Source organism: Aquimarina muelleri DSM 19832, assembly GCF_000430665.1.
In the GTDB taxonomy this organism is placed as follows: Bacteria; Bacteroidota; Bacteroidia; order Flavobacteriales; family Flavobacteriaceae; genus Aquimarina; species Aquimarina muelleri.
The window spans coordinates 217,729-241,647 of record NZ_AUML01000003.1; the positions used below are offsets into that span (position 1 = coordinate 217,729).

The 23,919-nt window shown below is 30.6% G+C and carries 16 protein-coding genes and 1 other RNA gene; 7 read left to right on the forward strand and 10 right to left on the reverse strand.

All coding sequences use genetic code 11. The annotated features are described in order from the left end of the window. Positions 1-1,081: 1,081 nt before the first annotated feature. Positions 1,082-1,546: an Lrp/AsnC family transcriptional regulator gene (locus H527_RS0103235; protein WP_027411372.1), complete on the reverse strand. Its 465-nt coding sequence runs from the start codon at positions 1,544-1,546 to the stop codon at positions 1,082-1,084. Between the two features lie 231 nt (positions 1,547-1,777). Here H527_RS0103235 and H527_RS0103240 point away from each other — a divergent pair, with 231 nt between their 5' ends. Next, complete coding sequence (locus tag H527_RS0103240; RefSeq protein WP_027411373.1) at positions 1,778-2,161, forward strand: hypothetical protein; 384 nt, start codon at positions 1,778-1,780, stop codon at positions 2,159-2,161. A gap of 615 nt (positions 2,162-2,776) precedes the next feature. On the opposite strand, the gene H527_RS0103245 is transcribed toward H527_RS0103240, so the two are convergent. Next, positions 2,777-6,223: a methylmalonyl-CoA mutase family protein gene (locus H527_RS0103245; RefSeq protein WP_027411374.1), complete on the reverse strand. Its 3,447-nt coding sequence runs from the start codon at positions 6,221-6,223 to the stop codon at positions 2,777-2,779. A 280-nt stretch (positions 6,224-6,503) separates the two neighbouring features. On the opposite strand from H527_RS0103245, the gene purU reads away from it, so the two are divergent. Continuing rightward, a complete protein-coding gene (gene purU, locus H527_RS0103250) occupies positions 6,504-7,358 on the forward strand; it encodes a formyltetrahydrofolate deformylase (RefSeq protein ID WP_027411375.1) in 855 nt (284 codons plus the stop codon). Here purU and H527_RS0103255 read toward each other — a convergent pair. Continuing rightward, complete coding sequence (locus H527_RS0103255; protein WP_027411376.1) at positions 7,353-8,309, reverse strand: MBL fold metallo-hydrolase; 957 nt, start codon at positions 8,307-8,309, stop codon at positions 7,353-7,355. The two genes, purU and H527_RS0103255, sit on opposite strands and share 6 nt — an antisense overlap. Before the next feature lie 173 nt (positions 8,310-8,482). Here H527_RS0103255 and H527_RS0103260 point away from each other — a divergent pair, with 173 nt between their 5' ends. Together H527_RS0103260 and H527_RS23850 are read left to right on the forward strand one after the other, a co-directional pair. Continuing rightward, on the forward strand, positions 8,483-9,196 hold the full coding sequence (locus H527_RS0103260; protein ID WP_027411377.1) for a DUF4197 domain-containing protein: 714 nt from the start codon (positions 8,483-8,485) through the stop codon (positions 9,194-9,196). Positions 9,197-9,518: 322 nt separating this feature from the next. Next, positions 9,519-9,695 (forward strand): Lacal_2735 family protein, encoded by a 177-nt coding sequence (locus tag H527_RS23850; protein ID WP_155837796.1) that lies wholly within the window; start codon positions 9,519-9,521, stop codon positions 9,693-9,695. A gap of 12 nt (positions 9,696-9,707) precedes the next feature. Here H527_RS23850 and H527_RS0103270 read toward each other — a convergent pair whose 3' ends face one another. The 4 genes from H527_RS0103270 to H527_RS0103285 all read right to left on the reverse strand — a co-directional run bounded on the left by H527_RS0103270 (position 9,708) and on the right by H527_RS0103285 (position 13,785). Further along, the gene (locus H527_RS0103270; protein ID WP_027411378.1) at positions 9,708-10,490 is read right to left on the reverse strand and encodes an alpha/beta fold hydrolase; all 783 of its coding nucleotides are present in this window, start codon (positions 10,488-10,490) and stop codon (positions 9,708-9,710) included. 84 nt (positions 10,491-10,574) lie between these two features. Beyond that, complete coding sequence (locus H527_RS0103275; protein WP_027411379.1) at positions 10,575-11,372, reverse strand: ABC transporter substrate-binding protein; 798 nt, start codon at positions 11,370-11,372, stop codon at positions 10,575-10,577. Between the two features lie 358 nt (positions 11,373-11,730). Next, positions 11,731-12,552 carry an orotidine-5'-phosphate decarboxylase gene (gene pyrF / locus H527_RS0103280; RefSeq protein WP_027411380.1) on the reverse strand — a complete coding sequence of 274 codons (822 nt, stop codon included), beginning with the start codon at positions 12,550-12,552 and terminating at the stop codon, positions 11,731-11,733. A 24-nt stretch (positions 12,553-12,576) separates the two neighbouring features. After that, positions 12,577-13,785, reverse strand: coding sequence for an NAD(P)-dependent oxidoreductase (locus tag H527_RS0103285; protein ID WP_027411381.1), 1,209 nt, complete (start codon positions 13,783-13,785; stop codon positions 12,577-12,579). Positions 13,786-13,935: 150 nt separating this feature from the next. Between H527_RS0103285 and ssrA the strand changes: the two genes are divergently transcribed. After that, positions 13,936-14,333, forward strand: a transfer-messenger RNA (tmRNA) gene (gene ssrA / locus H527_RS23450). 197 nt (positions 14,334-14,530) lie between these two features. Next, the gene (locus tag H527_RS0103290) at positions 14,531-18,052 is read left to right on the forward strand and encodes an SNF2-related protein (RefSeq protein ID WP_027411382.1); all 3,522 of its coding nucleotides are present in this window, start codon (positions 14,531-14,533) and stop codon (positions 18,050-18,052) included. A gap of 578 nt (positions 18,053-18,630) precedes the next feature. Here H527_RS0103290 and H527_RS0103295 read toward each other — a convergent pair. The 3 genes from H527_RS0103295 to H527_RS0103305 all read right to left on the reverse strand — a co-directional run bounded on the left by H527_RS0103295 (position 18,631) and on the right by H527_RS0103305 (position 23,238). After that, entirely contained in the window at positions 18,631-21,288 is a 2,658-nt protein-coding gene (locus H527_RS0103295; protein WP_027411383.1) for a TonB-dependent receptor, read from the reverse strand. Between the two features lie 128 nt (positions 21,289-21,416). After that, on the reverse strand, positions 21,417-22,343 hold the full coding sequence (locus H527_RS0103300; protein ID WP_027411384.1) for a FecR family protein: 927 nt from the start codon (positions 22,341-22,343) through the stop codon (positions 21,417-21,419). A gap of 373 nt (positions 22,344-22,716) precedes the next feature. After that, complete coding sequence (locus H527_RS0103305) at positions 22,717-23,238, reverse strand: sigma-70 family RNA polymerase sigma factor (RefSeq protein ID WP_035087281.1); 522 nt, start codon at positions 23,236-23,238, stop codon at positions 22,717-22,719. A 424-nt stretch (positions 23,239-23,662) separates the two neighbouring features. On the opposite strand from H527_RS0103305, the gene tnpA reads away from it, so the two are divergent. Further along, the coding region (gene tnpA, locus H527_RS24385) for an IS66 family insertion sequence element accessory protein TnpA (protein WP_027411386.1) at positions 23,663-23,919 on the forward strand (257 nt) is incomplete at its 3' end.

The window sequence follows — 23,919 nt, forward strand, 5'->3', positions numbered from 1 at the left end:
TTTTTACTAATGTCCTCACACTTAATTCGACCCTGATGTATTCCAAACTAATATTTTAAATCCATATCGTCATACGAGCTAAAATATTAGTTTTTTATCATACATCAAGTTTTTTATTATATTGTAAATGTAATGTAAAAAAACTATTAAAACAAAAAAAATTACGATAAAAAACATATAAAATCGATGAAATACACAAAATATTCACTTTTCAGTTTAAATTGAAAACAAAAATTCAAAAAAAAGATTGTTTTTTGAGTTTTTACCCTACATTGATGAACTATTTTATTTTTTCATGTTTATCGTATTTTTATATTAATTAAAAAACCTGAATCTATATAAAGAGATATGCTTAGAAATGGAAATAAAAATAAATGTCTTAGAAATAGATATAGACGTACTGTAGAAAAAAATTATAAGAATCCACTCCTAAACTATAATAGACAATAAACCATTTTATATGTCTTAAAGAAAATTCTAAATTTATTGTGAATCAAAATTTGTTCTTTTATCTGAAGATGATAGTTTAAGGTTGGTATAAATATTAAAAGCACTCTTTAGCTAAAGAGTGCTTTTAATATTTAGGGCAAAATTATGTACTCTCTTTAGTTCAAGATTCGGGGTCTTTTTACTAATGTCCTCACACTTAATTCGACCCTGATGTATTCCAAACTAATATTTTAAATCCATATCGTCATACGAGCTAAAATGTTAGTTTTTTATCATACATCAAGTTTTTTATTATGTTGTAAATGTAATGTAAAAAAACTATTAAAACAAAAAAAATTACGATAAAAAACATATAAAATAGATGAAATACACAAAATACTCATTTTTCAGTTTAAATTGAAAATAAAAATTCAAAAAAAAGATTGTTTTTTAAGTTTTCACCCAACATTGATGAACTATTTTATTTTTTCATGTTTATCGTATTTTTATATTAATTAAAAAACCTGAATCTATATAAAGGGATATGCTTAGAAATGGAAATAAAAATAAATGTCTCAGAAATAAATATAGACGTACTGTAGAAAAAAATTATAAGAATGTGCTTACTTAAAATTTACCTCTATATTAGAGATCAAATTTTGACACGATCTAATTGTGTATAATTTGTAATTGGATTATTTTCTATAAGATTAGAAAGTATTATATGTGTTTTCACTTCTCCATAAGTGATTAACCTATCTATAAATTCTTGTAAATGTATTTGATCTTTTAAAACTACCTCCATTATTATGTTTTCATTACCTGTAATCCTATAACAATTTATAACTTCTTTAAACTCGGATACTTTAATCAAAAAAGGTTGTAAACGCCCCATAAATGCTCTTAGGGTTATCATTGCTTTTAATTGATATCCTGTTTTAGTATGAGATACCTCTGCTATATATCCTTTTAAAATACCATAGTCTTCTAATTTTTTTATTCTTTCTGCTACTGCTGGAGAACTTAAGCCTACTTTTCTTCCTATTTCGGCATTAGATAATCTTGCATTTTTTTGTAAGCACTTTATAATATCCCAATTTTTAACATCTATTTTCATACAATTCTATCTAATTATTATTCTTGACTTTATAATACCCCTAATCATTTAGCTAGTATTACATTTTTACTCTATAAATTTAATATAGTAATATACTCAAATTCTAAACACTGTTGTTTCTAAATAAAAAACAATGATATTCATTAATTATTAAGGTAAAATAATCAATTAGCTTTAAATTAAAAAGAAAAAATAATAAAAATAGCTTTATTTTTGATATAACTAATTGTTATGAGATCACAACCAAGAAATAAAAGGTTATATAAGAAAGCTCTCGAAATATTATCTCTTTCCAGAAATATCTCAACCTATCTTATTCATGATTTAGCTCCATTACAGAATAATGGGAGCGAAAATCCTCATATTTATTTTACTGGTGATATTATAAGACAATCTGATGCTTTGGCTCCTAAAATTATAAGTGCCGAAAATCAAATATTTCAGGATGACCGTATAAAACATGCAACTTCTTTGTTTCATATCACAAACAGGCTTTATAAACATTGTGAACGTTTAGAGCAATCAGAAAGCAATGGTAAAGAGTTTTTAATTCTTTTACGTAAAGAACTCCGCAAGTTTAAACGTCTACAGCGTTCCTGGAGAATGACTTTGTAATCTTTTATATGATATATACTCAATGATTACAATTTGTTTTAGGCTATAAAACTCCTCTGAAAGGTTTGAAAAAACACTTAAGAAGTTTTGTTTCCAAATTAGTAGATTATCCATTAAAAGTATTATTAGAAGTCAAAACTAAATAAAACTATTTGGCTTTGTAAAATACATACTATAAAAAAACAGAATTCAAAAATCATGAAATATATTTTATACGATTTACGAATAAAAATCTCGCATATAATCGCATTCTTTTTCTACTATATTTTCTTCATAAAATGAAACAATAGCTATGACTATTCTTTAATTTGATTCATCAATCTAGCGAAAAACCTTTGCAATTATTTATACGCAATTCTCATCCGTAAATCGTATTACATCCACTATAGCTTTAGCTTTTTTATAATAGTCATCGCTATATTAGAAGCTAATTATAGCAAAGATTATATGTTTGAAGCTACGTATAAAATACAACAGTGTGTAACTTATGATGAAGAAGATTGAAAAAATCATGAAGAAAATGTCATCCTAAGCTTTAAAAGAAAACAACCAACATTTTGAGCTATAAAATGTTGGTTGTTTTTTTATCAATTTAATTTTGAAATAGGTATACCATTACATATTACGGCGATATTGCCCTCCTACTTCAAACAAAGAAGCAGTAATCTGCCCTAAAGAGCATTTTTTTGTAACTTCCATTAAGGCTTCAAAAATATTTTGATTGGTAATTGCCTTTTGTTGTAAATCTTTTAAAAGAGCTGCCGTATCTTTAGAATTCCCTTTATGAAATTCACTTAGCATTTTAATTTGATATTCTTTTTCTTCTTCGGTTGCACGAATTACTTCTCCTGGTGTTACCGTAGGGGATCCTTTAGAGCTTAAAAATGTATTTACCCCTATGATCGGAAATTCTCCATTATGTTTTAACGTTTCATAATACAAGCTTTCTTCTTGTATTTTACTACGTTGATACATAGTCTCCATAGCTCCTAATACCCCACCTCTTTCCGTAATTCTATCAAACTCTAATAAAACTGCTTCTTCTACAAGATCCGTAAGCTCTTCTATAATAAAAGACCCTTGTATTGGGTTTTCATTTTTAGCTAACCCCAGTTCTTTATTAATAATTAACTGTATTGCCATTGCTCTACGTACAGATTCTTCGGTCGGCGTGGTTATTGCTTCGTCATATGCGTTGGTATGCAATGAATTACAGTTATCATAGATCGCGTACAATGCTTGTAATGTTGTTCGAATATCATTAAAATCAATTTCCTGCGCATGCAAGGATCTTCCCGAAGTCTGGATATGATATTTCAACATCTGTGCTCTCGAATTCGCTCCGTACTTTCCTTTTAGTGCTTTTGCCCATATTTTACGAGCTACACGACCAATAACTGCATATTCAGGATCGATCCCATTAGAGAAAAAGAAAGATAAGTTTGGTCCAAACTTATTAATATCCATTCCTCTGCTTAAATAATATTCTACATAGGTAAAACCATTAGATAAGGTTAATGCTAATTGGGTTATTGGATTTGCTCCTGCTTCTGCAATATGATATCCTGAAATAGAAACAGAATAAAAATTACGAACCAGCTTATTTATAAAATACTCTTGTACATCCCCCATTAATCGCAATGCAAATTCTGTAGAAAAAATACAGGTATTTTGTGCTTGATCCTCTTTCAAGATATCTGCTTGTATGGTACCTCGAACTGTATTTAATGTTTGTGTTTTAATATCTAGATATACATCTTCTGGCAAAACCTGATCTCCTGTAACTCCCAAAAGCATCAATCCTAAACCATCGTTACCTTCTGGCAGATCCCCTTGATATTCTGGACGTACAGTTCCTCTTTCGGTATAGATAGCTTTAATTTTCGCTTCTACTTCAGACTCTAAATTATTTTCTTTAATATATTTTTCACAGTTTTGATCTATTGCTGCATTCATAAAAAATGCTAACATCATCGGCGCAGGACCATTAATAGTCATACTCACCGATGTCATTGTATGGGTTAAATCAAATCCTGAATATAATTTTTTAGCATCGTCTAAACAACAAATAGAGACTCCTGCATTACCTATTTTACCATAGATATCGGGTCTTAAATCCGGATCGTTTCCATATAAAGTAACAGAATCAAAAGCTGTAGAAAGACGTTTTGCATCCATTCCTAAACTTACATAATGAAAACGACGATTGGTTCGCTCTGGCCCTCCTTCTCCTGCAAACATACGGGTTGGATCTTCTCCTGTGCGTTTAAAAGGATACAATCCAGAGGTATAAGGAAACTCCCCTGGTACATTTTCTTGCAAACACCATTTTAAAACATCTCCCCAAGCTTCATATTTTGGTAATGCCACTTTAGGAATTTGAGTATGCGATAGAGATTCGGTATGTGTATCTATTCTAATTTCTTTATCCCTAACTTTAAAAGAGTAAATAGGGTCTTTATATTTTTGGACTTTATCTTTCCAGTTTATTATAATTTCCCAATTATAAGGATCCAGATCTAGTTTTATTTTATCAAATTGATCCAATAGCAGATTTAGGAAAACTTTGGTGGAATCTTCCTTAACATTACTAAAAATAAGATCCTGATCAATCCCTGATTTTGTCAATATTTCGGTTCCGTTGGATTGGATTTCTGCTACAGATAATATGGTCTGAAATATCCCAAATAATTTTTGTGCTACTATTGCTTGTGTTGTTGCTTTATCATCATAAGCTCTGTTGTTTTCAGAGATTTCTGATAAATATCTCGTTCTATTTGGTGGAATAACAAATACTTTTTCAGACATTTCTTTAGAGATAACAAATCCTGACTTTAATGTTGCTCCCGTTTTTTCTACTACCTTATCCATTATTGCTTTGTATAAGGTGTTCATACCAGGATCATTAAACTGGGAAGCAATTGTACCGTATACAGGTAAATCTTCTTGTGGTGTATGCCATAAATTATGGTTACGAACATACTGCTTTTTTACATCTCGTAACGCATCTAAAGATCCTCGTTTATCAAATTTGTTAATTGCTACAAGATCTGCAAAATCCAGCATGTCTATTTTTTCTAATTGTGTAGCTGCTCCAAATTCTGGAGTCATTACATACAAAGATGTATCACTATGCTCTAAAATTTCGGTATCGGATTGCCCAATACCAGATGTTTCTAATATAATTAAATCAAACTCTGCTGCTTTTAACACCTCTATAGCTTGTGCTACATATTTGGATAATGCCAAATTAGATTGTCTTGTAGCCAGAGAGCGCATATAGACTCGTGGAGAGTTAATTGCATTCATTCTAATTCGATCTCCAAGTAGTGCTCCTCCTGTTTTTCTTTTAGAAGGATCTACCGATATTAATCCAATGGTTTTTTCTGGAAAATCTATTAAAAATCTACGAACCAATTCATCTACCAAGGATGATTTTCCTGCTCCACCTGTTCCTGTAATTCCAAGTACAGGTGTTTTTGAAGTTTTATTTTTTTTATGTATTTGCTCTAAAGCATCTTTTGCTATCTCAGGAAAGTTTTCTGCCGCAGAAATAACCCGTGCAATTGCTCCTATTTGTTTTTCAGCTAAATGATCTACCTCTCCATTAAGACTATCTCCTACAGGAAAATCTGATCTTTGTACCAAATCATTAATCATTCCTTGTAAGCCAAGCTCTCTACCATCATCTGGAGAATATATACGAGTTATTCCATAATCCATTAATTCCTTAATTTCTTCTGGAAGGATTACTCCTCCTCCTCCTCCAAATATTTTTATGTGCGTCGCTCCTTTTTCTTTTAGCAAATCATACATATACTTAAAATACTCATTGTGCCCTCCTTGATAAGAAGTCATAGCAATTGCATTAGCATCTTCCTGTATCGCGCAATTCACTACTTCTTCAACACTACGATCATGTCCTAAATGTATAACCTCTACTCCTGTAGATTGTATAATACGGCGCATAATATTTATTGCTGCATCATGACCATCAAATAATGAGGCTGCAGTAACAATTCTTACTTTATTCTTTGGGGTATATGGTGCTATTTGTTCCATTATCAATAAAAAGTGAATTTAACGATGCCAATTTACGAAATATGCATCAAAAACGAGAGTTTATTTAGAATTATATAATTTATTTATACAATTTTATCTTTACGTTGTTTTAAGTTCAAATTTAAGGCAAATTATCTATGCTTTTTTGACAATTATACATGTATCGACTCTCTAAATTTATAATCTACTAAAAAGAAGAAGATTATCGAAATCTAAACTAAGGTAATTACTAAAAATGATTTCAATAGTAGTAAGTTTATACTCTTAAATTTATGCTACAATGAAAAAAACAATCGTATTGATTAACTGTCCTGATAAAAAAGGAATTATTGCAACTGTTACTAATTTTATTTTAGCAAAAAAAGGAAACACAACCTATGTGGAGCAACATGTAGATCATGAGTTAAAAGGTTTTTTTATGCGATTAGAATGTGAATTCGATCAAGACGAAAAGAAACTAGCTTTATTTAAAAAATCTTTCACTACCAATGTTGCTAAAAACCACCATATGCATTGGGAAATGTATAATGCTGAGAAAACACCCAAAATGGCTCTTTTTGTTTCTAAATATGATCATTGTCTTTATGATATTTTAGGAAGATATGCTTCAGGAGAATTAAATGTAAAAATACCTGTAATTATAAGTAATCACAAAGATCTTAAACCTATAGCTGATGCTTTTAATGTTCCGTTCGCATATATCCCTGTTACAAAAGCTACTAAAGAAAAAGCAGAATCACAACAATTAGAACTTCTTAAAGAACATAAGATCGATTTTATTGTTCTTGCAAGGTATATGCAAATTCTTTCTGCAAATTTTGTAACACAATATCCACATAAAATTATAAACATACACCATTCCTTTTTACCTGCATTTCCAGGGGCAAAACCATATCACTCTGCATACGAAAGAGGTGTAAAAATCATTGGAGCAACTAGTCATTATGTAACTTCTGATTTGGATGAAGGACCTATTATAGAGCAAGAGGTTGTTCGGGTATCTCATATACACAATGTACAGGACTTTATTCTTAAAGGCAGGGATCTTGAAAAAATAGTATTATCCCGTGCTATTAAACATCATATTGAAAGAAAAGTACTCGTTTACAATAATAAGACTGTAATTTTTTCATAAAGAAAAAATATCTCCTGTATTAGCAATACGATATCCCTGTTTTTCGAGTTTTATTCTTTCTTTAGACACTTTTTGTAAGATTGGATTAGAATGATTAAAGTGAATAAATATAATTTTGGATTTTACTTCTTTTGATTCTTTGTTGAATAATTTGATAGTTTCTTCTATAAAAGGATGCGGAACTTCTGCCATTGGTCTAGGGATCTCGCCATTCTTAAAAAATGTTGCGTCAATAAATGCATAATCTACTTTTTTTACTTCTTTTACTATATCCTTTTTCCAGAAGGACCATTTATTAATATCTGGTATAAAAAGTGCTTTTTTATTGCTACCTATAATTTTATATCCAACAGTCTCTGAATATTCATCTCTATGGGGAACTAAAAAAGGAGTAACCTGTATGGTTTCTGTTATTTGTAATAAAACATCTGTTTTTATCGGGTGGATAGTTATATTCTGTAAAGAAACTAATTGTGACCATGGGCCATTGTTTTCAAGAAAAGATCGCATTCTTGGCATTGCATACACAGGTATATTTTTTGCCCCCATTGCCTCTCTTCCAAAATACATTAACCCTGTATAGTGTCCAATATGGGCATGAGTCAAAAACACTCCATCTATTATATTTTTATTTTTTAAATGGTCACTTTCTAAAATCGATAATTGTTCTGGCATATCTGGTGTGGCTTCAAAAATAAATTTCTTATTATTATTTTTATCGACCACCCCCAAAGATGTAACTAGCGCTTTATGAACCTTATTTTCTTTAACAGCTTCAAATTCTTTACTATTATTTATATGAGGAAAACCACCATCCTGAGCCACTCCTAAAACAACAATATACGTATCTGCTGTGTTCTGTAAAAAGGATTTGCTTTTCATCGATACTTTATCTCTTTTACAGGAGATAATCAAAATAGATACTAATAAAAAAATAAAGTTTCGTTTCATCTGCTTATATTTATTGTTTTTTAACTCTCATCATGAGTTTACCACCTTTCGAGGCTTGCCTCGAAAATAAAATATATTTTCAGAAGCATATTAGCTTATCTATTATTTAGTAAATTGGCATTAACTTTGCATTCATTTAACTCTAATTACAATCTCAAACCTAACAAGAAATTATGAAACAAATTTTTATTATACTTACTGTTTTTTTGATGTCCAGTTGTGCCGAATTACAACAAGTTGTAAATAATCTACCACAGGCTACAGGGGGTGGATTTGGAATAAGCAATCTAGATATTGCAAACGGACTTAAAGAAGCTTTAAATAACGGGGTAGATAAAGAGGTTACTAAATTAACCCAAAAAGGTGGTTTTTATAATAATCAACTAGTAAAAATACTTCTTCCGCAGGAATTACAAAAAGTAGATAAAGCTTTAAGAGATATTGGATTAGGCAAACTTGCAGACGAAGGCTTAAAAGTTCTTAATCGTGCTGCAGAAGATGCTGTGAAAGAAGCTACACCTATATTCGTAAGTGCGGTACAACAAATTACATTTAATGATGCCAGGCAAATTCTATTAGGCAGTGATAACTCTGCTACCAAATATCTGGAAAACAAAACCCAAACTCAACTTTATCAAAAATTTAATCCTGTAATCAATAAATCTTTTTCTAAAGTAGGAGCTGATAAAATATGGTCTAATATCATCCGAAAATACAACACTATCCCTTTTACAAACAACGTAAATCCTGATTTAACAGATTATGTAACAAGTCAAGCTCTTAAAGGTGTATATACAATGATCGCTGTTGAAGAAAAAGATATTAGAACCAAACTAAACTCCAGAACATCTGATTTATTAAAAAGAGTATTTGCTCTACAAGATTAACAAAACAAAGCTGTACACAATATTACTATCTTAAATCAATAACCTTGGAGTAAGTTCACGGAGGTATAAGTTTTCGAAGCAAGTCTTGGGGAATTAATCCCTTTTATTGAGGGTTAAAATAAAAAATTAAATTTTCTTATGGGCTGCCAAGAACAGGCTTAACTTCACCGCTTCTACTATAGCAAATTTATAGTAGAAAGGACGTAGCTACTTTTATTTATTTTAAACATTTATAACAACTTTAAATTATGTTAACTAGGTATTAAGATCTTGTTTCTTGCATATCTATTATTTTTGTGATATATAATGTAAGAATATAAAAATGTTTCCTTGGTTAAAAAATAAAACTGAATTACAAAAATTACAATATCACTATTGTAAACTAATGAAAAATGCTTATAAATTGGCGCTTACCGATAAAGACAAAAGTGACCAACTCCACAAAAAAGCAAATGAAATTTTGGTTAAAATAAAAAAAATAGAAAAGCAATTAGCTTAAAAAAAAATATTTTCACAAGCTATTACTTATAAATGCAATAGATTGTTGGTTAAAAATTTCTGGTTGCTCTACATTTACTACATGCCCAGAATTTTTGACAATAAATAAGTTAGAAAATTGATGGGCTGCAACTACTTTCTCTACAGATGGTAAAAAAAGATAATCCTCTTCTCCCATCATATACAATGTAGGAATACTAATATCTTTTGACCTAAAAAATCGAAGTAATGGATTAATTTCTGAAGTTAATTTATACCATTTTATAAACTCTTTTTGACACAATTTCTTAGCTTCATTAGCAAATAGCAATCTGGATTTTCTATGATTTTTTTTAGGCATTATAATAAAAGCAAAAAGCTTATACAACATCATATATGGGATTACTGATTTAAATATAACCCCTAGTCGCATTAATATTTGAGACCTAAGATTAAGCTTCATTATCGCTCCACCCATGATCATACTCGATACACGATTCGGATATTTTTCCGCCAGACTTCTAATCAAAATAGTACCTAAAGATATCCCTACAAAATGAGATTTTTCTATTCCTTCTTTATTAATAACTTCAACTATATCTTCAGTTATTGAATCAAAAGTGTATTTAGAATTAAAAGCATCTTTAAAAACAGGTTTTGATTTACCATGTCCTCTAAGGTCTAACAAAAGTACATTAAAATGATTTCTAAATTCTCTAACTTGTTTATACCAAATAGAAGAACTACCTCCTGCTCCATGAACAAAAGTCACCCATTTTTCGCTATCAGGATGTTTATATATTGAATAATTAAGCAATACCAAAAATTATTTTAGATATTCAAAAATAGGAACTTATTTTTGATAAAAGAGCATGTTTACCTTATTTATAGAAACGTTTATTTATTCTTCTTTTAATTCACAAGACTCATGAAGTGTTTTAAAGTAAGAAAAAGCATCTACCAAACGTGATCCATACCAAGAAAAATATTCCCCATCTACCAAAAGTGTTTTAGTATTATTGTTTAGTTCTACAATATGTTTGTTTGTAAAAGGAAAAGGTTCTGAGGATAACATAATTAAATCTAAATCCTTAAAAACATTAAGTTCCTTTAAAAGAATTTCTGGATAGCGATCTTTATCTCCAAAAACATTTATGAAACCAGCAGTTTCCAACATATAATTTATAAATGTTCCTTTACCAGCTACCATCCAAGGGTTTTTCCATATAAAATAAGCAACTTTTTTTAGAGGTATATCTTTTATGAAAGAAGCGAACTTCTCTTTCTCTAATTTAATTTTAGATATCAATAAGACTGCTTCTTTCTTTTTTTTAAAAAGATCTCCATATTGTTCTATCATTACAAAAGTTTCTGAAATAGAACAAATACTAGAGACATGCACTTTATATTCTTTTTCTAAGCGCTCTACTATTTCTTTTGTGTTTTCTTCTTTATTACAAAGGATTATATCTGGATGTAACTCTTTTATCTTCTCATAATTAATTTTTTTGGTCCCTCCTACGATAACTTTCTGTTTTCTTATATTTTCTGGATGCACACAAAATTTAGTAACCCCTACAATCTTATCTAACAACCCTAAATCTACCAATAATTCGGTTTGAGAAGGAACAAGAGAAACAATACGCTCTATAGGTTTGGTTATATTAATTTCTCTACCCATTTGATCTTTACTTATCATAATCTTCCGTATATCCTAACTAAAAAAAACATAAACACTTAAATATTAACGTTTTAAATTTCATATTATTAAAAATAATGGCTAAATTAGAAATTATTAATATTTAAACTTTGGGGCTATGAATTCAGTACTACTAAGTATTACCATTTACAGTATAATGGTATTTTTCGTTGTTTTTATTGCATACAGTCTTTACGGATATGCAAAACAAGTCTTTAATGCTAATAGACGTTAATTCGATTTTTAAAAAAAGCTGTCTGAAAAGATTTACGTTATTCTACTTTAGATTAAATTTGGATATTAATTTTTCATATAATCTAATGACAAGTATATAAATACTTTTTAGACAGCTTAATTTTTATTTTATTTCTTCTAAAATTTGCTTCATTTCTTCTTGAAGCTCTAACGCTTTACTTGCGGCAGACTTTGCAAAATCAGCATCATTAGATGCATATATAATACCTCTGGAAGAGTTTATTAACAACCCCACCTGCGTATTAAGTCCATATTTACATACCTCTTTTAAATTTCCTCCTTGCGCTCCTACTCCAGGAACTAATAAAAAACTATTTGGTACTATCTTTCTTATATCTGATAAATACTCTGCTTTTGTAGCTCCAACTACATACATTAAATTTTCAGAATTCTTATATGCTATAGAGGTTTCTAAAACTTGTTTATACAGTTCTTTTCCTTCCACCTCTTTTGTTTGAAAATCAAAAGCCCCTTGATTAGATGTTAACGCAAGAAGTATGGTGTGTTTATTTTTAAAAGCAAGAAATGGCTCTACAGAATCCTTACCCATATAAGGAGCAACCGTTACCGAATCAAACTCCATATCTTCAAAAAAAGCTTTGGCATACATCGTACTTGTATTTCCTATATCTCCTCTTTTAGCATCTGCAATAGTAAAAATATCTGGATAATTAGAATTAAGATACTGTATTGTTTTTTGAAGAGATTGCCAACCTTTGATACCATAAGCTTCGTAAAAAGCTGTATTGGGTTTATAGGCAACTGCTAAATGATGTGTAGCATCTATTATTGCTTTATTGAATTCGAAAATAGGATCTTTCGCATCTAATAAGTGCTTTGGCATTTTATGTAAATCCACATCTAAACCAATGCATAAAAACGATTGTTTTTTATAAATCTGTCCGACAAGTTCTTGAGTTGTCATATTAAATCTTGCATTTATTTATAATTATTCTTTTCCTTCTACATAATCCTGAAGATAGCTGTATCTGGTAGTTAGTTTACCGTTTTCTGTCATTTTAGCTCTTTTAAGAACTTCATCTTTATCATTATTAAAAAATGCAGGTATTACATGTTCTAAAAACATTTCTCCAAATCCTTCACTTGCATCCTTGGGCAACTCACAAGGTAAATTATCTACTGCCATTACTGCAATAGCGTTAGAGCCTTTAAAATCTACTTCACTTTCTGTCTTTGGATCATATCCATATATTGGATCTGCGATAGTAGAAGATCTAATTGTACTAGCTACTGGCCCATCAATATCACAAGAAATATCAGCGACTACTTTAATATTAAAATCTTTAGATTTTGCATCTTCTCTTGTAAAAATAAAAGGAGCTCCGTCTCCAAAAAAGTGACCTGCAATATACATATCGCTTACTTTTGCGAATCGCATAAAATCGCCTTCATACTCTTGTGGATTAACATAAAAATCGTTTTTATCTTTAATCTCTCCATCTTTACGTTTATTATAATCCAAAACATCTATTTGCACGTATACTGGTTCATCAAAAGTAGTCTGCAAATATTCGCTTACAGAAACCTCTTTAACCTTCATGGCATCCAAAATTTCTTTTGCTCCGTTTCCTACTTTACCATTACCTGTAAGTACAATTTTTATATTAGGAAGTTTAATTTTAGATAATTCAGTTTCTAATGCCTTTTGATTATTAAGTGTTTCTGCTTTTGGCAATGTAAATGTTTCTTGCTTTATTCCCCAAGTTCTGAAGGCATTGTAAGCACCAACAATTCCTGCATATTTACCAAAACCAATTAATCTAAAACCTCTTTCGTCTACTATTACTTCGTGATCGTAAAGTTCTATATTTTTATCTAAAACAGCTTTAAGCAAAGCTCTGTTATAGGGTTGTTTTTTTATGGTATGAGAAAAGAAAAAATATTTCTTATTAGGAATCAATGCAGAAACAGGCACTTCTTTTACGCCAATCAACACATCACAATTAGATATATCTTCAGAAAGAACAAATCCTTCTTTTTGATATTCAGAATCCTTAAAAACCCTAACATCAGATTTTTCGACAACAAAAGAAGCTTTTGGAAATTTTTCCATTATATTTTTAAGGCCACTTGGCGAAAAAACAACACGACGATCTGGCGGATTTTTTCGCTCTTTAATGACACCGAATTTAGTCATATGAATTGGTATAAATTTTGTATTAAAAAATGAGCATAAAGATATGATAATTATGATTATCTTTGCTGCCCGAAAGTGTTTTTGATCAAATTGAAAACAGATTCTGTTTTTAAAAGAAAAATAATAATCAATTTTCGGAAAAATCCTATTGGGGTCGACTGGTTTTGACAGCGAGATTAATAGAGTGGTAAGCACGTCGAGCGCTGGGATATAGCTCGTAAATATCATATTTCAACTTTTTTAAACGGCGAGAATAACTACGCCCTAGCTGCATAATCCGAATTTTAGTAGGATAATGCCTCGGTCTACAAGGTAGACAAGCAGGATACTCTTCAAAAGCCTTGGTTTATGGCGTTTGGTTTTGAGTATCGTAAAAGTAAACCTAGAAACTATAGGATCTTGATATGGTTTTGAAATTAATCGAGAATAAGGGGTGAGTTGGTAGTTTTTGACCGGCAATCCCACGAAAACCTAAACAAAAACTAAGCGTGTAGAAAGCTATTGTATTACTTGTTTGGACGAGGGTTCGAATCCCTCCGACTCCACATAACTTATAAAAACCTGTAAATTAATTTTTTACAGGTTTTTTTTTATTTTTATGATTTTTTTACAAAACTTTGTTTTTCAATGCGATATAAGTTCGAGTTTTTTGAAAGATACATTATTTCTCACCAAAAAGAATTTTTCAATTTAAAGAATCTCAGTATTTTGGTCTAAAAAAGACACAAAATTTTGATAGAACGTTATGGCACAACAATTCGGTAAAACTTGGTGGGGAGAACAATTTCTAAAGGCTTTATCAAAAATCGATTATTCTAACCGTTTACCACGAGGAAAAGCCTATGCTCGAAAAGGTACTGTAAAGGATATTAGGATCAACAAGAACATTATTGAAGCAAAAGTTAAAGGTAGTAGACCTAGACCTTATGATGTTAAGATTACCATTCTGGCGTTTTACCCTTCAGAAAAAAAGAAACTCATGGATGCTATTATTGGTGATCCATTGTCATTATCTCATTTATTAAATCGCCAATTACCACAAGAATTAAATGAGATTGCAAAGCAAAACGAAATACAAGTTTTTCCTAATCAATGGTCAGATTTTGAAATGCAATGTTCTTGTCCAGATTGGGCAGTACCTTGTAAGCATTTGGCAGCAGTCATTTATGTTTTCTCGGCAGAAATTGATCGAAATCCTTTTTTACTATTTCAATTACACGATTTGGATATTCTTGGTGAATTGGCGAAAGCAGGAATGCAGTTAGAAGGAAGTGTAAAAGCTTTAAATTTTGAAAATTTACTTCACGAGAAACCAATTTCTACTGAATTTCCTAATAGTTCTGATAAAGCTGTTTTTGACTTGTCTAAAATTACTCCTCAAGCTGAAAATGTATTATCTCTGTTAGAAGATAAGGCACTTTTTTATACAAAACCATTTGTCCCGATACTTAAAAGGCATTACAAACAAGGGACTTCATTTGCTAAAAATGTATTAACAAAAGAAATTTTCGAATTAGATCCCAAAGCATTTGAAAAGATTGAAAACATCGAAATTCAAATCGATAAAAAAGAAATAAGTTTCCAAGGAATTAAGTTTTTTTCTGGTGGAGAACCTATAGATACTTCACCTTTTAATAAAGACTTAACTTCATTAATTCATTTTTTAGAAAGAATCCCTAAAAAGTATGAGAATAGACTTTCCCTTGATTTAAAATGTCTGTACCGAGCTTATCATTTAAGTATTCATTTAATGCTTAATGGTGCTTATGTTCCTCAAATTTTAGAATTGGAAGAAGTACATTATAAGGTTCGTTGGATACCCGCTACAGCTAGCGAGGAAGTAAATGATTTAGTAGAATCTTTGGAGAAAAATATTTCGCAGAGCTTTGTTACCATAGATACTGGTTCGAAAAAGAAACGCTATTTGGCACCAAAAGATCAAATCATTTGTTTGTTATCTATTTTTTTAACACATTATGTGCTTAAAAAAGGACTGTTTACCGCTGGCACACAAACACTTTTGGATTTTAAAATTGATGAACTTTTTTTTAGTAACAAGAAGCAATCTTTTCCTGACTTCGAAGAGCAACAAGTTCCTGATTCTATTCACCAATATCTACAGCGATTACACATTAGTAGCCAGATTTATGCTCCATTGATTAAAATAGAAGATAATCCTTCTAAAACTATTCTTGAAATACAATTATGGGTGGAGAATAAGGAGGATGCTGTTCAAAAACCAGTTTCTTTAGAGGCGTTTGTCAAAGGAGAGAAGTATGCCCCCTACAAAGCTTCTGTTTTTCAATCTTTATCAAGTTTATCAAAAGATTTTGTAGACATAAAACAATTGATTTCTTCTTTAGGTAAAGAGCAACTCTTTTTAGATGGCGATGGTTTTGCTACCGTTTTGCTTCAAGTATTACCTATTATCAAATTACTAGGGATTCGAATACTATTGCCCAATTCTTTAAAGCAGTTGTCGAAACCTCAAATCTCCATGAAATTAGACAGTAATGGCCTAACCACAGACAGTAAAACCTACTTAAACTTGAATGAAATGTTAGATTTTCAATGGCAGGTAGCTATAGGAAATCAAACAGTATCCATTGCTGAATTTAAAAAGTTGGTTAAAGACACCTCTGGAGTGGTCAATATTAAAGGAGAATATGTCCTTATTGACCCCAAGCAAATCCAAACCTTGTTAAACAATTTAGAAAAAGGGAGAGAGCTTTCCCATATTGATATATTACAATCGGCGTTAACCGAAGAATATCAAAAAGCTAAAATATCCCTTTCGAATTCGGCTCGTGAAATTATAGAAAGTTTGTTGAAAAGTGAGGCTAAACCAAATCCTCAAAATTTGAAAGCCACTTTACGACCCTATCAAGAAAGAGGTTTTCAATGGTTGTATAATAATAGTAAGGTAGGTTTTGGGAGTATTATTGCTGATGATATGGGGCTCGGTAAGACCCTTCAGGTAATTACCTTACTACTTCAATTTAAAGCTGAAGGAAGGTTAGATAAAAAGAAAGGGTTAATTGTGGTGCCAACTACGCTTTTGACCAACTGGCAGAAAGAAATAGAAAAGTTTGCTCCAGACTTAAGTACCTATATTTATCATGGGGCAAAACGTACTTTTGACAAAGAAGGTTTTGACATTTTTATGACCACTTATGGTTTATTGCGATCGGATGTATTGAAATTTCAGAAAATAAAATGGGAGATATTAGTTATCGATGAAGCCCAAGCTATCAAAAATGCAGGAACAGAACAGACCAAAGCCGTAAAGAAAATTAAAGCTACTGTAAAAGTTGCTATGAGTGGCACACCTGTAGAAAATCGTTTAAGTGAATACTGGAGTTTATTCGATTTTACGAATAAAGGGTATTTAGGTTCTATGAAATATTTTACAGAACATTTTTCTTCTCCTATTGAACGAAAGAATGATCAGGTAGCATTACATCGTTTCAAAAAAATTACAGATCCTTTTATACTACGTCGCTTAAAAACGGACAAATCTATTATTTCTGATCTTCCTGAAAAGATAGAGCAAGATTGCTTTATTGCTTTAGGAAAGGAACAGACTGCCTTATATCAAAATGTGGTTGATCAAATGATAAAAGCCCTAAATGGGGTTGAGGAAAAATCTATTGAACGAAAAGGATTGGTCCTTAAAATGATTACGGCCTTAAAGCAAGTTTGTAACCATCCATCTCAATTTTTGAAAAAAGAAGATTATCGCCCACAATTGTCAGGAAAATCAGAACGACTATTAGAGTTATTGTGTTCTATCTATGAGAATAATGAAAAAGTGTTGATCTTTACCCAATACAAAGAAATGGGGCAGATTCTTTCAGAAATATTATCTAAAGCTTTTGGAACAAAACCTTTGTTCTTACACGGAGGGGTTTCTCGTAAAAAAAGAGACGAGATGGTAGAAGACTTTCAAGAAAAAAAACATATCAAAACTTTCATTCTCTCTATAAAAGCGGGAGGGACAGGGTTGAACCTAACTGCTGCCAATCATGTAATCCATTATGACCTTTGGTGGAATCCTGCCGTTGAAGCCCAAGCTACAGATCGAGCTTTCCGTATCGGTCAACAAAAAAATGTATTAGTGCATCGTCTAATTTCTAAAGGAACTTTTGAAGAAAAAATCAACCAAATGCTACAAGATAAAAAACAGTTAGCTAATATGGCGGTTTCTACTGGTGAAAAATGGATTGGTGATTTGTCTAATGATGAATTGAAGGAATTAGTTTCTTAATTTTAAATCTAAAGTAACTTTTTCCTTTACAGCAAAACTAAGGCAACTTAAACCGTTTACAAACTACTATATTGACTTACTATATTAGTATGAACGTATATAAAAGAATCTATCTTAGCAGGTTTTTAATTTTAAGAATCAACATCATATTCTCTACTAAAAAGTTCGAACTCTGTCCCTCCGACTCCACAAAGACATTTTTTTTAAATGCCAGACAAAATTGTCTGGCATTTTTATTTATTTTGGTTTTATACGATTTACGGATGAGAATTGCGTATAAATAATTACAAAGGTTTTTCGCTAGATTGATGAATCAAATTAAAGAATAGTCATAGCTATTGTTTCATTTTATGAAGAAAATATAGTAGAAAAAGAATGCGATTATATGCGAGATTTTTATTCGTAAATCGTATTAGTTATTAATAACATGTTTTTAATTGATTTAAAGATATTTACCCTATCCTAAAAATCCTTCCCAAAAGGAAGGGCTGAAAGTGGGATATGCTGAGTTTCGATAAAATTATCAATGTTATTATAAACTAGAGTCTTTACTTTTAAAATGATCAAGAATACCTAATCTACAATTTTATATTTAAAGAAACCTTACCATTTATACCATCTCCTTTGATATAATCTGCTGCTCTTCCTGAATACTGAGAGTAAATAGGGTAATAATCACTATTAAATAAGTTTTCTATCCCTACCAATAAACTAGTGTTTTTTGTTAGTTTATATGATGTAAATAGATTGGTAACAAAAGTACTTTTAACAGGAGCCTGTCCAAAAGAGTATCTTCCATTTTCATTTTCTGAAAATTTATCCCTCTTTCCACTAATTATACTGGCTATATTTAATTCCCACTTTGATGTTACTTTATAATTAATACTACTTCTAAAAATAGTTGGACTAATTCTTAATCCACTTATATAGCTATCTTCTGCATCATTGAAATTCTTGTTATTATTACTATCTACTTTACCTTCAATTGTAGCTAATGAAAGATCTACATCAAGTTTTTGGTTAACACTAAAACCTAATTCAAACTCAAGTCCATATATTTTCTCTGGTAATCTAGCTAATTCAAAGAAACCGTTAGATTTTTCTGTATAAGTTGTGCCTAATTTTGAATGACTAATAAAATAATTTCCCTTATAACTTATGTTCTCGGTAATATTTCCTGCCAACCCTAATTCAAAATTATTGGTGATTACAGCCTTGGCGTCTTCAATGTTATCGGTTATTATGTTAGGGTCTTCAGTAGATCGTAAAATTCTTCCAAGTTCTCCTACAGAAAAGCTCTGTGAAAAATTTGTATAAGGCTGAATGCTGTTTAAAACATTATAACGTAATCCAAAATTAAAGGTAATTGCTCTGTAATCTTGTTCCCCTCCATTAATATCAATACCTCCACCAGCTGTTTCTCCATTGTTACGAAAAAGGGTAGTATAATCATCAACTGCAATATTTATAATTTCATACCTAGAACCAGCTCTAATTATCAAATCATTATATTTTGCTTTGGTTTGAAAATATAAAGCATAGTTTTTCATATCCATTTCAGGAGCAAACACCCTTCCATCTTTCATTGGTTGTGCCGTTTTGTTCCTTAATAAATCCAGTCCATAAACAAGATTTCCGTTAAAATTATTTGAAAAACTATAGTCGGTCTTTAAATTAAACCTCAGACCACTTTGCTTGGTAGTAACACCAGGTTGCCCTGCTGACAAACCTTCTGAAACATTAGCAAAATAGGCAAAGGAGTCATATATAGTTTTAAAATTTTGTAAATAATATGATGCTGTTAGGTCTGTGTTTTTATATATGTTTTTTTTACTTAACGTAAATTTGAGGTTGTGGTTATATTCTACTCCGCGAGTTGGACTTTCTACACCTTGTAACCCAAAAATTCCTGTGGAAGGAGATTCTCCATAGACTCCAACAACCGGACTTAACTCCGTTCTTTGGTTGTTGCTAAAAAAATTGTACATCACTCCTATATCATACCCATTACCTATTTCATATCCAATTTTAGCAAAAGCATTGTACCATTGGGTTTCTCCCAGACCATCTCTTGGCGACAATATTTCACCATTAGCATCACGCTTGATCCCAAATTGCTTATATGTTCCTCCCAGTACATAGTTCCACTTTTTTACTCGCCCATTAAAAAATTGTGAAAAAGAACTCCCTGAGGTATGGCTGGGCTCGGTCAAAGAAATAGAACTGCCAATAGTAGTATTAGATTCAAACGTATTAGCTGTAATATTCTTCTTGGTAATATAATTAATTATTCCTCCTTCAGCACCATTTCCATAGATAGAGGTTGATCCTTTTACAACTTCTATCCTTTCAATAGCTGAAGGGTCTAAAAGGTTCATGTTTCCTGTTACAAATAGGGGAGATGACTGGGGTACTCCATCAATTAGTATTAACATATTTCTTCCTCTCAAGTATTGCCCCCTAGTTTGTTGTCTATTTGTTTGAATATTGGCTCCTGGAATTCTTGCTACCAAATCAGATACTACATTTGAATACTGACTGATCTGTTTAATGTCTCTTGAAGCTAGTACAGAAATTGAGGAGGAAATTTCAGATAATTTTTCAGAAGTTCTACCTGCTGATACAATAATTTCTTCTAGGTTTTCTAGTGCTTTGGATAATGTAAAATTAATTTGCGTTACATTATCAGAAACAATAGTTATTGGTTTTTCTTCACTTTTGAACCCTATAGATGAAACAACTATTTTATAATTTCCTTCTGGTGCATAAAAGTTAAAGTTCCCATTTTCGTCTGTCGATGCTCCGTAATTTGTACTTTTTAATACTACCGAAACAAAAGCCGCTGGATTACCATCTGGAGTTATTACCTTTCCTGAAACCTGTTTTTTTTCTACATCGGTTCTTATTAAAATGACATTTCCTCTAACCGCATAATAAATTTGGTGCTCAACCAAAATATCATTCAGTATTCCTCGTAAGGCTGTATTAGTGTAGTTTTTTGAGATACTATGTTCTTTTTTTAATTGAATAGATTCATAAGCAAAGTTACAATCAACTGCTTTTTTGATTTTATCAAGAGCCGAGGTTATATCGTCATTTTTAAAGGTAATAGTAATTTTTTTATCAAGTATGGTAGTATTTTGAGCAAAGACAAATTGCAAGTTACTTAGTATAAGTAAAAAAAGAGTAAATTTTAGTGCCCCTTTTATAAAAGGGATTACTGTATTATTTTTCATATTTTTGTAAATAATGTTGTTTTAATTTTGCTATTAAAGCATCGAATACCAGCATAAAGTTTGTCGACGGATTGCTGGTTTTTTTTAAATATAGTTTTTCTCTATTCTTTCATTTCTATAATAAATATTTAAAAAATTAATAATTTGTTTTCTTCTTTTTTGTAACTGAAATCAAATACAAAACTCAAATCATTCATCAAAACTTCTAAAGGCGGATTATCATAAACCCCGTTGAATTTTCTATCCTGAATTCCTTCTTTTTTTACAGTAATATTAATGTTGTAAAAGCGTTCTATTTCACGAATTATGGATAAAAAAGGTTTATCCTTAAAAGTTAGTTTTTTGTTAATCCATGCATTGTATTGCTCGGGTTTTACTTTCTTTTTTAGTATATCTCCCTTATTGAAAATTACTTGCTCATTCGGTAATAATGTTACTATATTATTAGGATTGGGCAACACCCCAGAAAACTGTACTTTTCCTTCATTTAGTGTTATTATATTGTCTTCACCTGTATAGGCGTAAAGATTAAATTTGGTTCCTAACACTTGGGTTTTAGTGGTTTTGGTTTGTACTATAAAAGGGTGAAGGCTATCTCTTGCTACTTCAAAAAAAGCTTCTCCATCTAATAGTACCATACGTTCTTTTTTATTGAAATTTTTTGCTATTGTAAGCGTAGATGCCGCATTTAAAGTAACTTTAGTTCCATCCTCAAGTATAACCATTTTTAACTCAGAAGCTACTGTAACATAAGTAACGGGGTTATTGAAAAACCCTAAAAAAAAGGAAGTTCCTAACAGTATTACAATAGAAGCAGCAATAGTCCATTTTTTAACATTAAGTATCTTCTTTTGTTTTTCAGGAATGCTATTTTTTGTTTTTTCTATCTTCTTCCAAAGAGCTTTTTCTATCTCTGGATGTGAACAAACATCTATTTTGCTATTTAGAGTACCAAATCCTTCTTTTGGGTCTAGCCAGGATTCCACTTCCAACTCCTCTGCTTTAGAGCATTTTCCTTCCGCATATTTTTGTAGTAATTCTGGTGTTATTTCCATTTGCTAATTTGTTATTCATATATAAAAACGAAAATACTCTGGGGGGAGACCTAGTTGTACCCAATATTTTTTTCTGGTATTAGTTTAAAGAATAACAACAATGCAATTTGACACTAAAATGAGATAGTTACACTTTCTATTTTTAAGGATATAGTTTATAATAACATTAATAATTTTATCGAAAATCAGCATATCCCCTGCCCTGCCAGAAGGATTTAAAACAGTATAAATTATTTAAAATCAAATAAATAAAAATCACCCATAGCTATCAAAGCTATTATAAAGTAGAATCATTTTTTATCAATAACCTCGGAGAATTAAACTCCACAATGTGGAATAAAAAATACATCCAGTTACTGAATAGAAATGAGAATTATTGGTGAACTAAACTCTGTCTAATATGTTTTTGTAAAAAAGAAAGGGCTTTGGTAAGGTGGTTTTTTACTGTTTTTTGAGAAATATTTAATTTTTGGGCAATTTCGTTTGTCGTTAGTTGTTTTTCACGACTTAATCGATATACCTTTTGACACTGAAATGGTAGTTGAGTTACTATCAATTCTAAATCACTTTCCAGAAAATAATGTAAAGCTGAATTATGAGTAATGGCATTAACATCAAAATGATTTCCCTTACATACATCCTCCGAGGGATATACTTTTACTTGATTTTTTGAGTTTTTCCTATAATAATCAATGATTTTTGACCTCGTCGATTTTAATAAATAGTTTTCTACTCCTTGAGTCACCACAAATTTATCTCGACGTTTCCATATAGAAACATACACATCATGAACTATTTCTTGAGATGCTTCGGCATTATTTGTTTTTGATAAACAAATAGCATACAATTTTTTCCAATACATTTTATATAGCTTCTCAAAAGCTAATTCATTCATTAAATGATATGTCTTGGTATTGATTGAAATGATCCTTATTTTTTTCTAATTAACCTTAATGATATATAATATCATGGTTAAAAACTAAGGACAAAGATATGTTTATTTAGATTTATTCCAAATAATATACTGCATAAATAATCGTGACTGAACCAACTATATTATATATTCTTAGTTTATACTATTTTTGCTTAAAAAAACAGTAGGATACATTTCATTTTTAAGTTTTATATTGAACTAATTAATCGAATATCTTAGATTAATTAGTTCGAACTTTGCTACTCCGAATCATCAATGATTACGGGAATTTTAATTTTTAGTCAACAATATAATCGACAATTATTATAGTTTATAACGTATGCATCCGTCTAAGTACATCTTGATTAGATTCTTTATAGGCTATATTTTTGTTTAAAAAAGATAGATGTCTAAATTATCGGAAGCCAAAAGAATGCGTAAGTTAGTATCAGAATATCACATTTCAGGTCAAAGCCAAAAAGCATTTGCTCAATCTCGGGGATTAACTAAAGATAAGCTACATTATTGGGTTAAGAAGTTATCAAAGGAGTCAAATAATCTCTCAGAGGCGTCCTGTTCTTTTATTCCAATAGAAGTGGGGGATTCTGAAGTTTCAACCTCACGTTTTATCTTGATTCATTTACCTAATGGATTAGAAATTCA

Coding starts and splice junctions, on each gene's coding strand:
- H527_RS0103235 (WP_027411372.1), bottom strand. CDS start 1,546: ATGAAAATAGATGTTAAAAATTGGGATATTATAAAGTGCTTACAAAAA.
- H527_RS0103245 (WP_027411374.1), bottom strand. CDS start 6,223: ATGGAACAAATAGCACCATATACCCCAAAGAATAAAGTAAGAATTGTT.
- pyrF (WP_027411380.1), bottom strand. CDS start 12,552: ATGACAACTCAAGAACTTGTCGGACAGATTTATAAAAAACAATCGTTT.
- H527_RS0103255 (WP_027411376.1), bottom strand. CDS start 8,309: ATGAAACGAAACTTTATTTTTTTATTAGTATCTATTTTGATTATCTCC.
- H527_RS0103295 (WP_027411383.1), bottom strand. CDS start 21,288: ATGAAAAATAATACAGTAATCCCTTTTATAAAAGGGGCACTAAAATTT.
- H527_RS0103285 (WP_027411381.1), bottom strand. CDS start 13,785: ATGACTAAATTCGGTGTCATTAAAGAGCGAAAAAATCCGCCAGATCGT.
- H527_RS0103275 (WP_027411379.1), bottom strand. CDS start 11,372: ATGATAAGTAAAGATCAAATGGGTAGAGAAATTAATATAACCAAACCT.
- H527_RS0103260 (WP_027411377.1), top strand. CDS start 8,483: ATGAAACAAATTTTTATTATACTTACTGTTTTTTTGATGTCCAGTTGT.
- H527_RS23850 (WP_155837796.1), top strand. CDS start 9,519: ATGTTTCCTTGGTTAAAAAATAAAACTGAATTACAAAAATTACAATAT.
- H527_RS0103290 (WP_027411382.1), top strand. CDS start 14,531: ATGGCACAACAATTCGGTAAAACTTGGTGGGGAGAACAATTTCTAAAG.
- H527_RS0103305 (WP_035087281.1), bottom strand. CDS start 23,238: ATGAATGAATTAGCTTTTGAGAAGCTATATAAAATGTATTGGAAAAAA.
- purU (WP_027411375.1), top strand. CDS start 6,504: ATGAAAAAAACAATCGTATTGATTAACTGTCCTGATAAAAAAGGAATT.
- H527_RS0103300 (WP_027411384.1), bottom strand. CDS start 22,343: ATGGAAATAACACCAGAATTACTACAAAAATATGCGGAAGGAAAATGC.
- H527_RS0103240 (WP_027411373.1), top strand. CDS start 1,778: ATGAGATCACAACCAAGAAATAAAAGGTTATATAAGAAAGCTCTCGAA.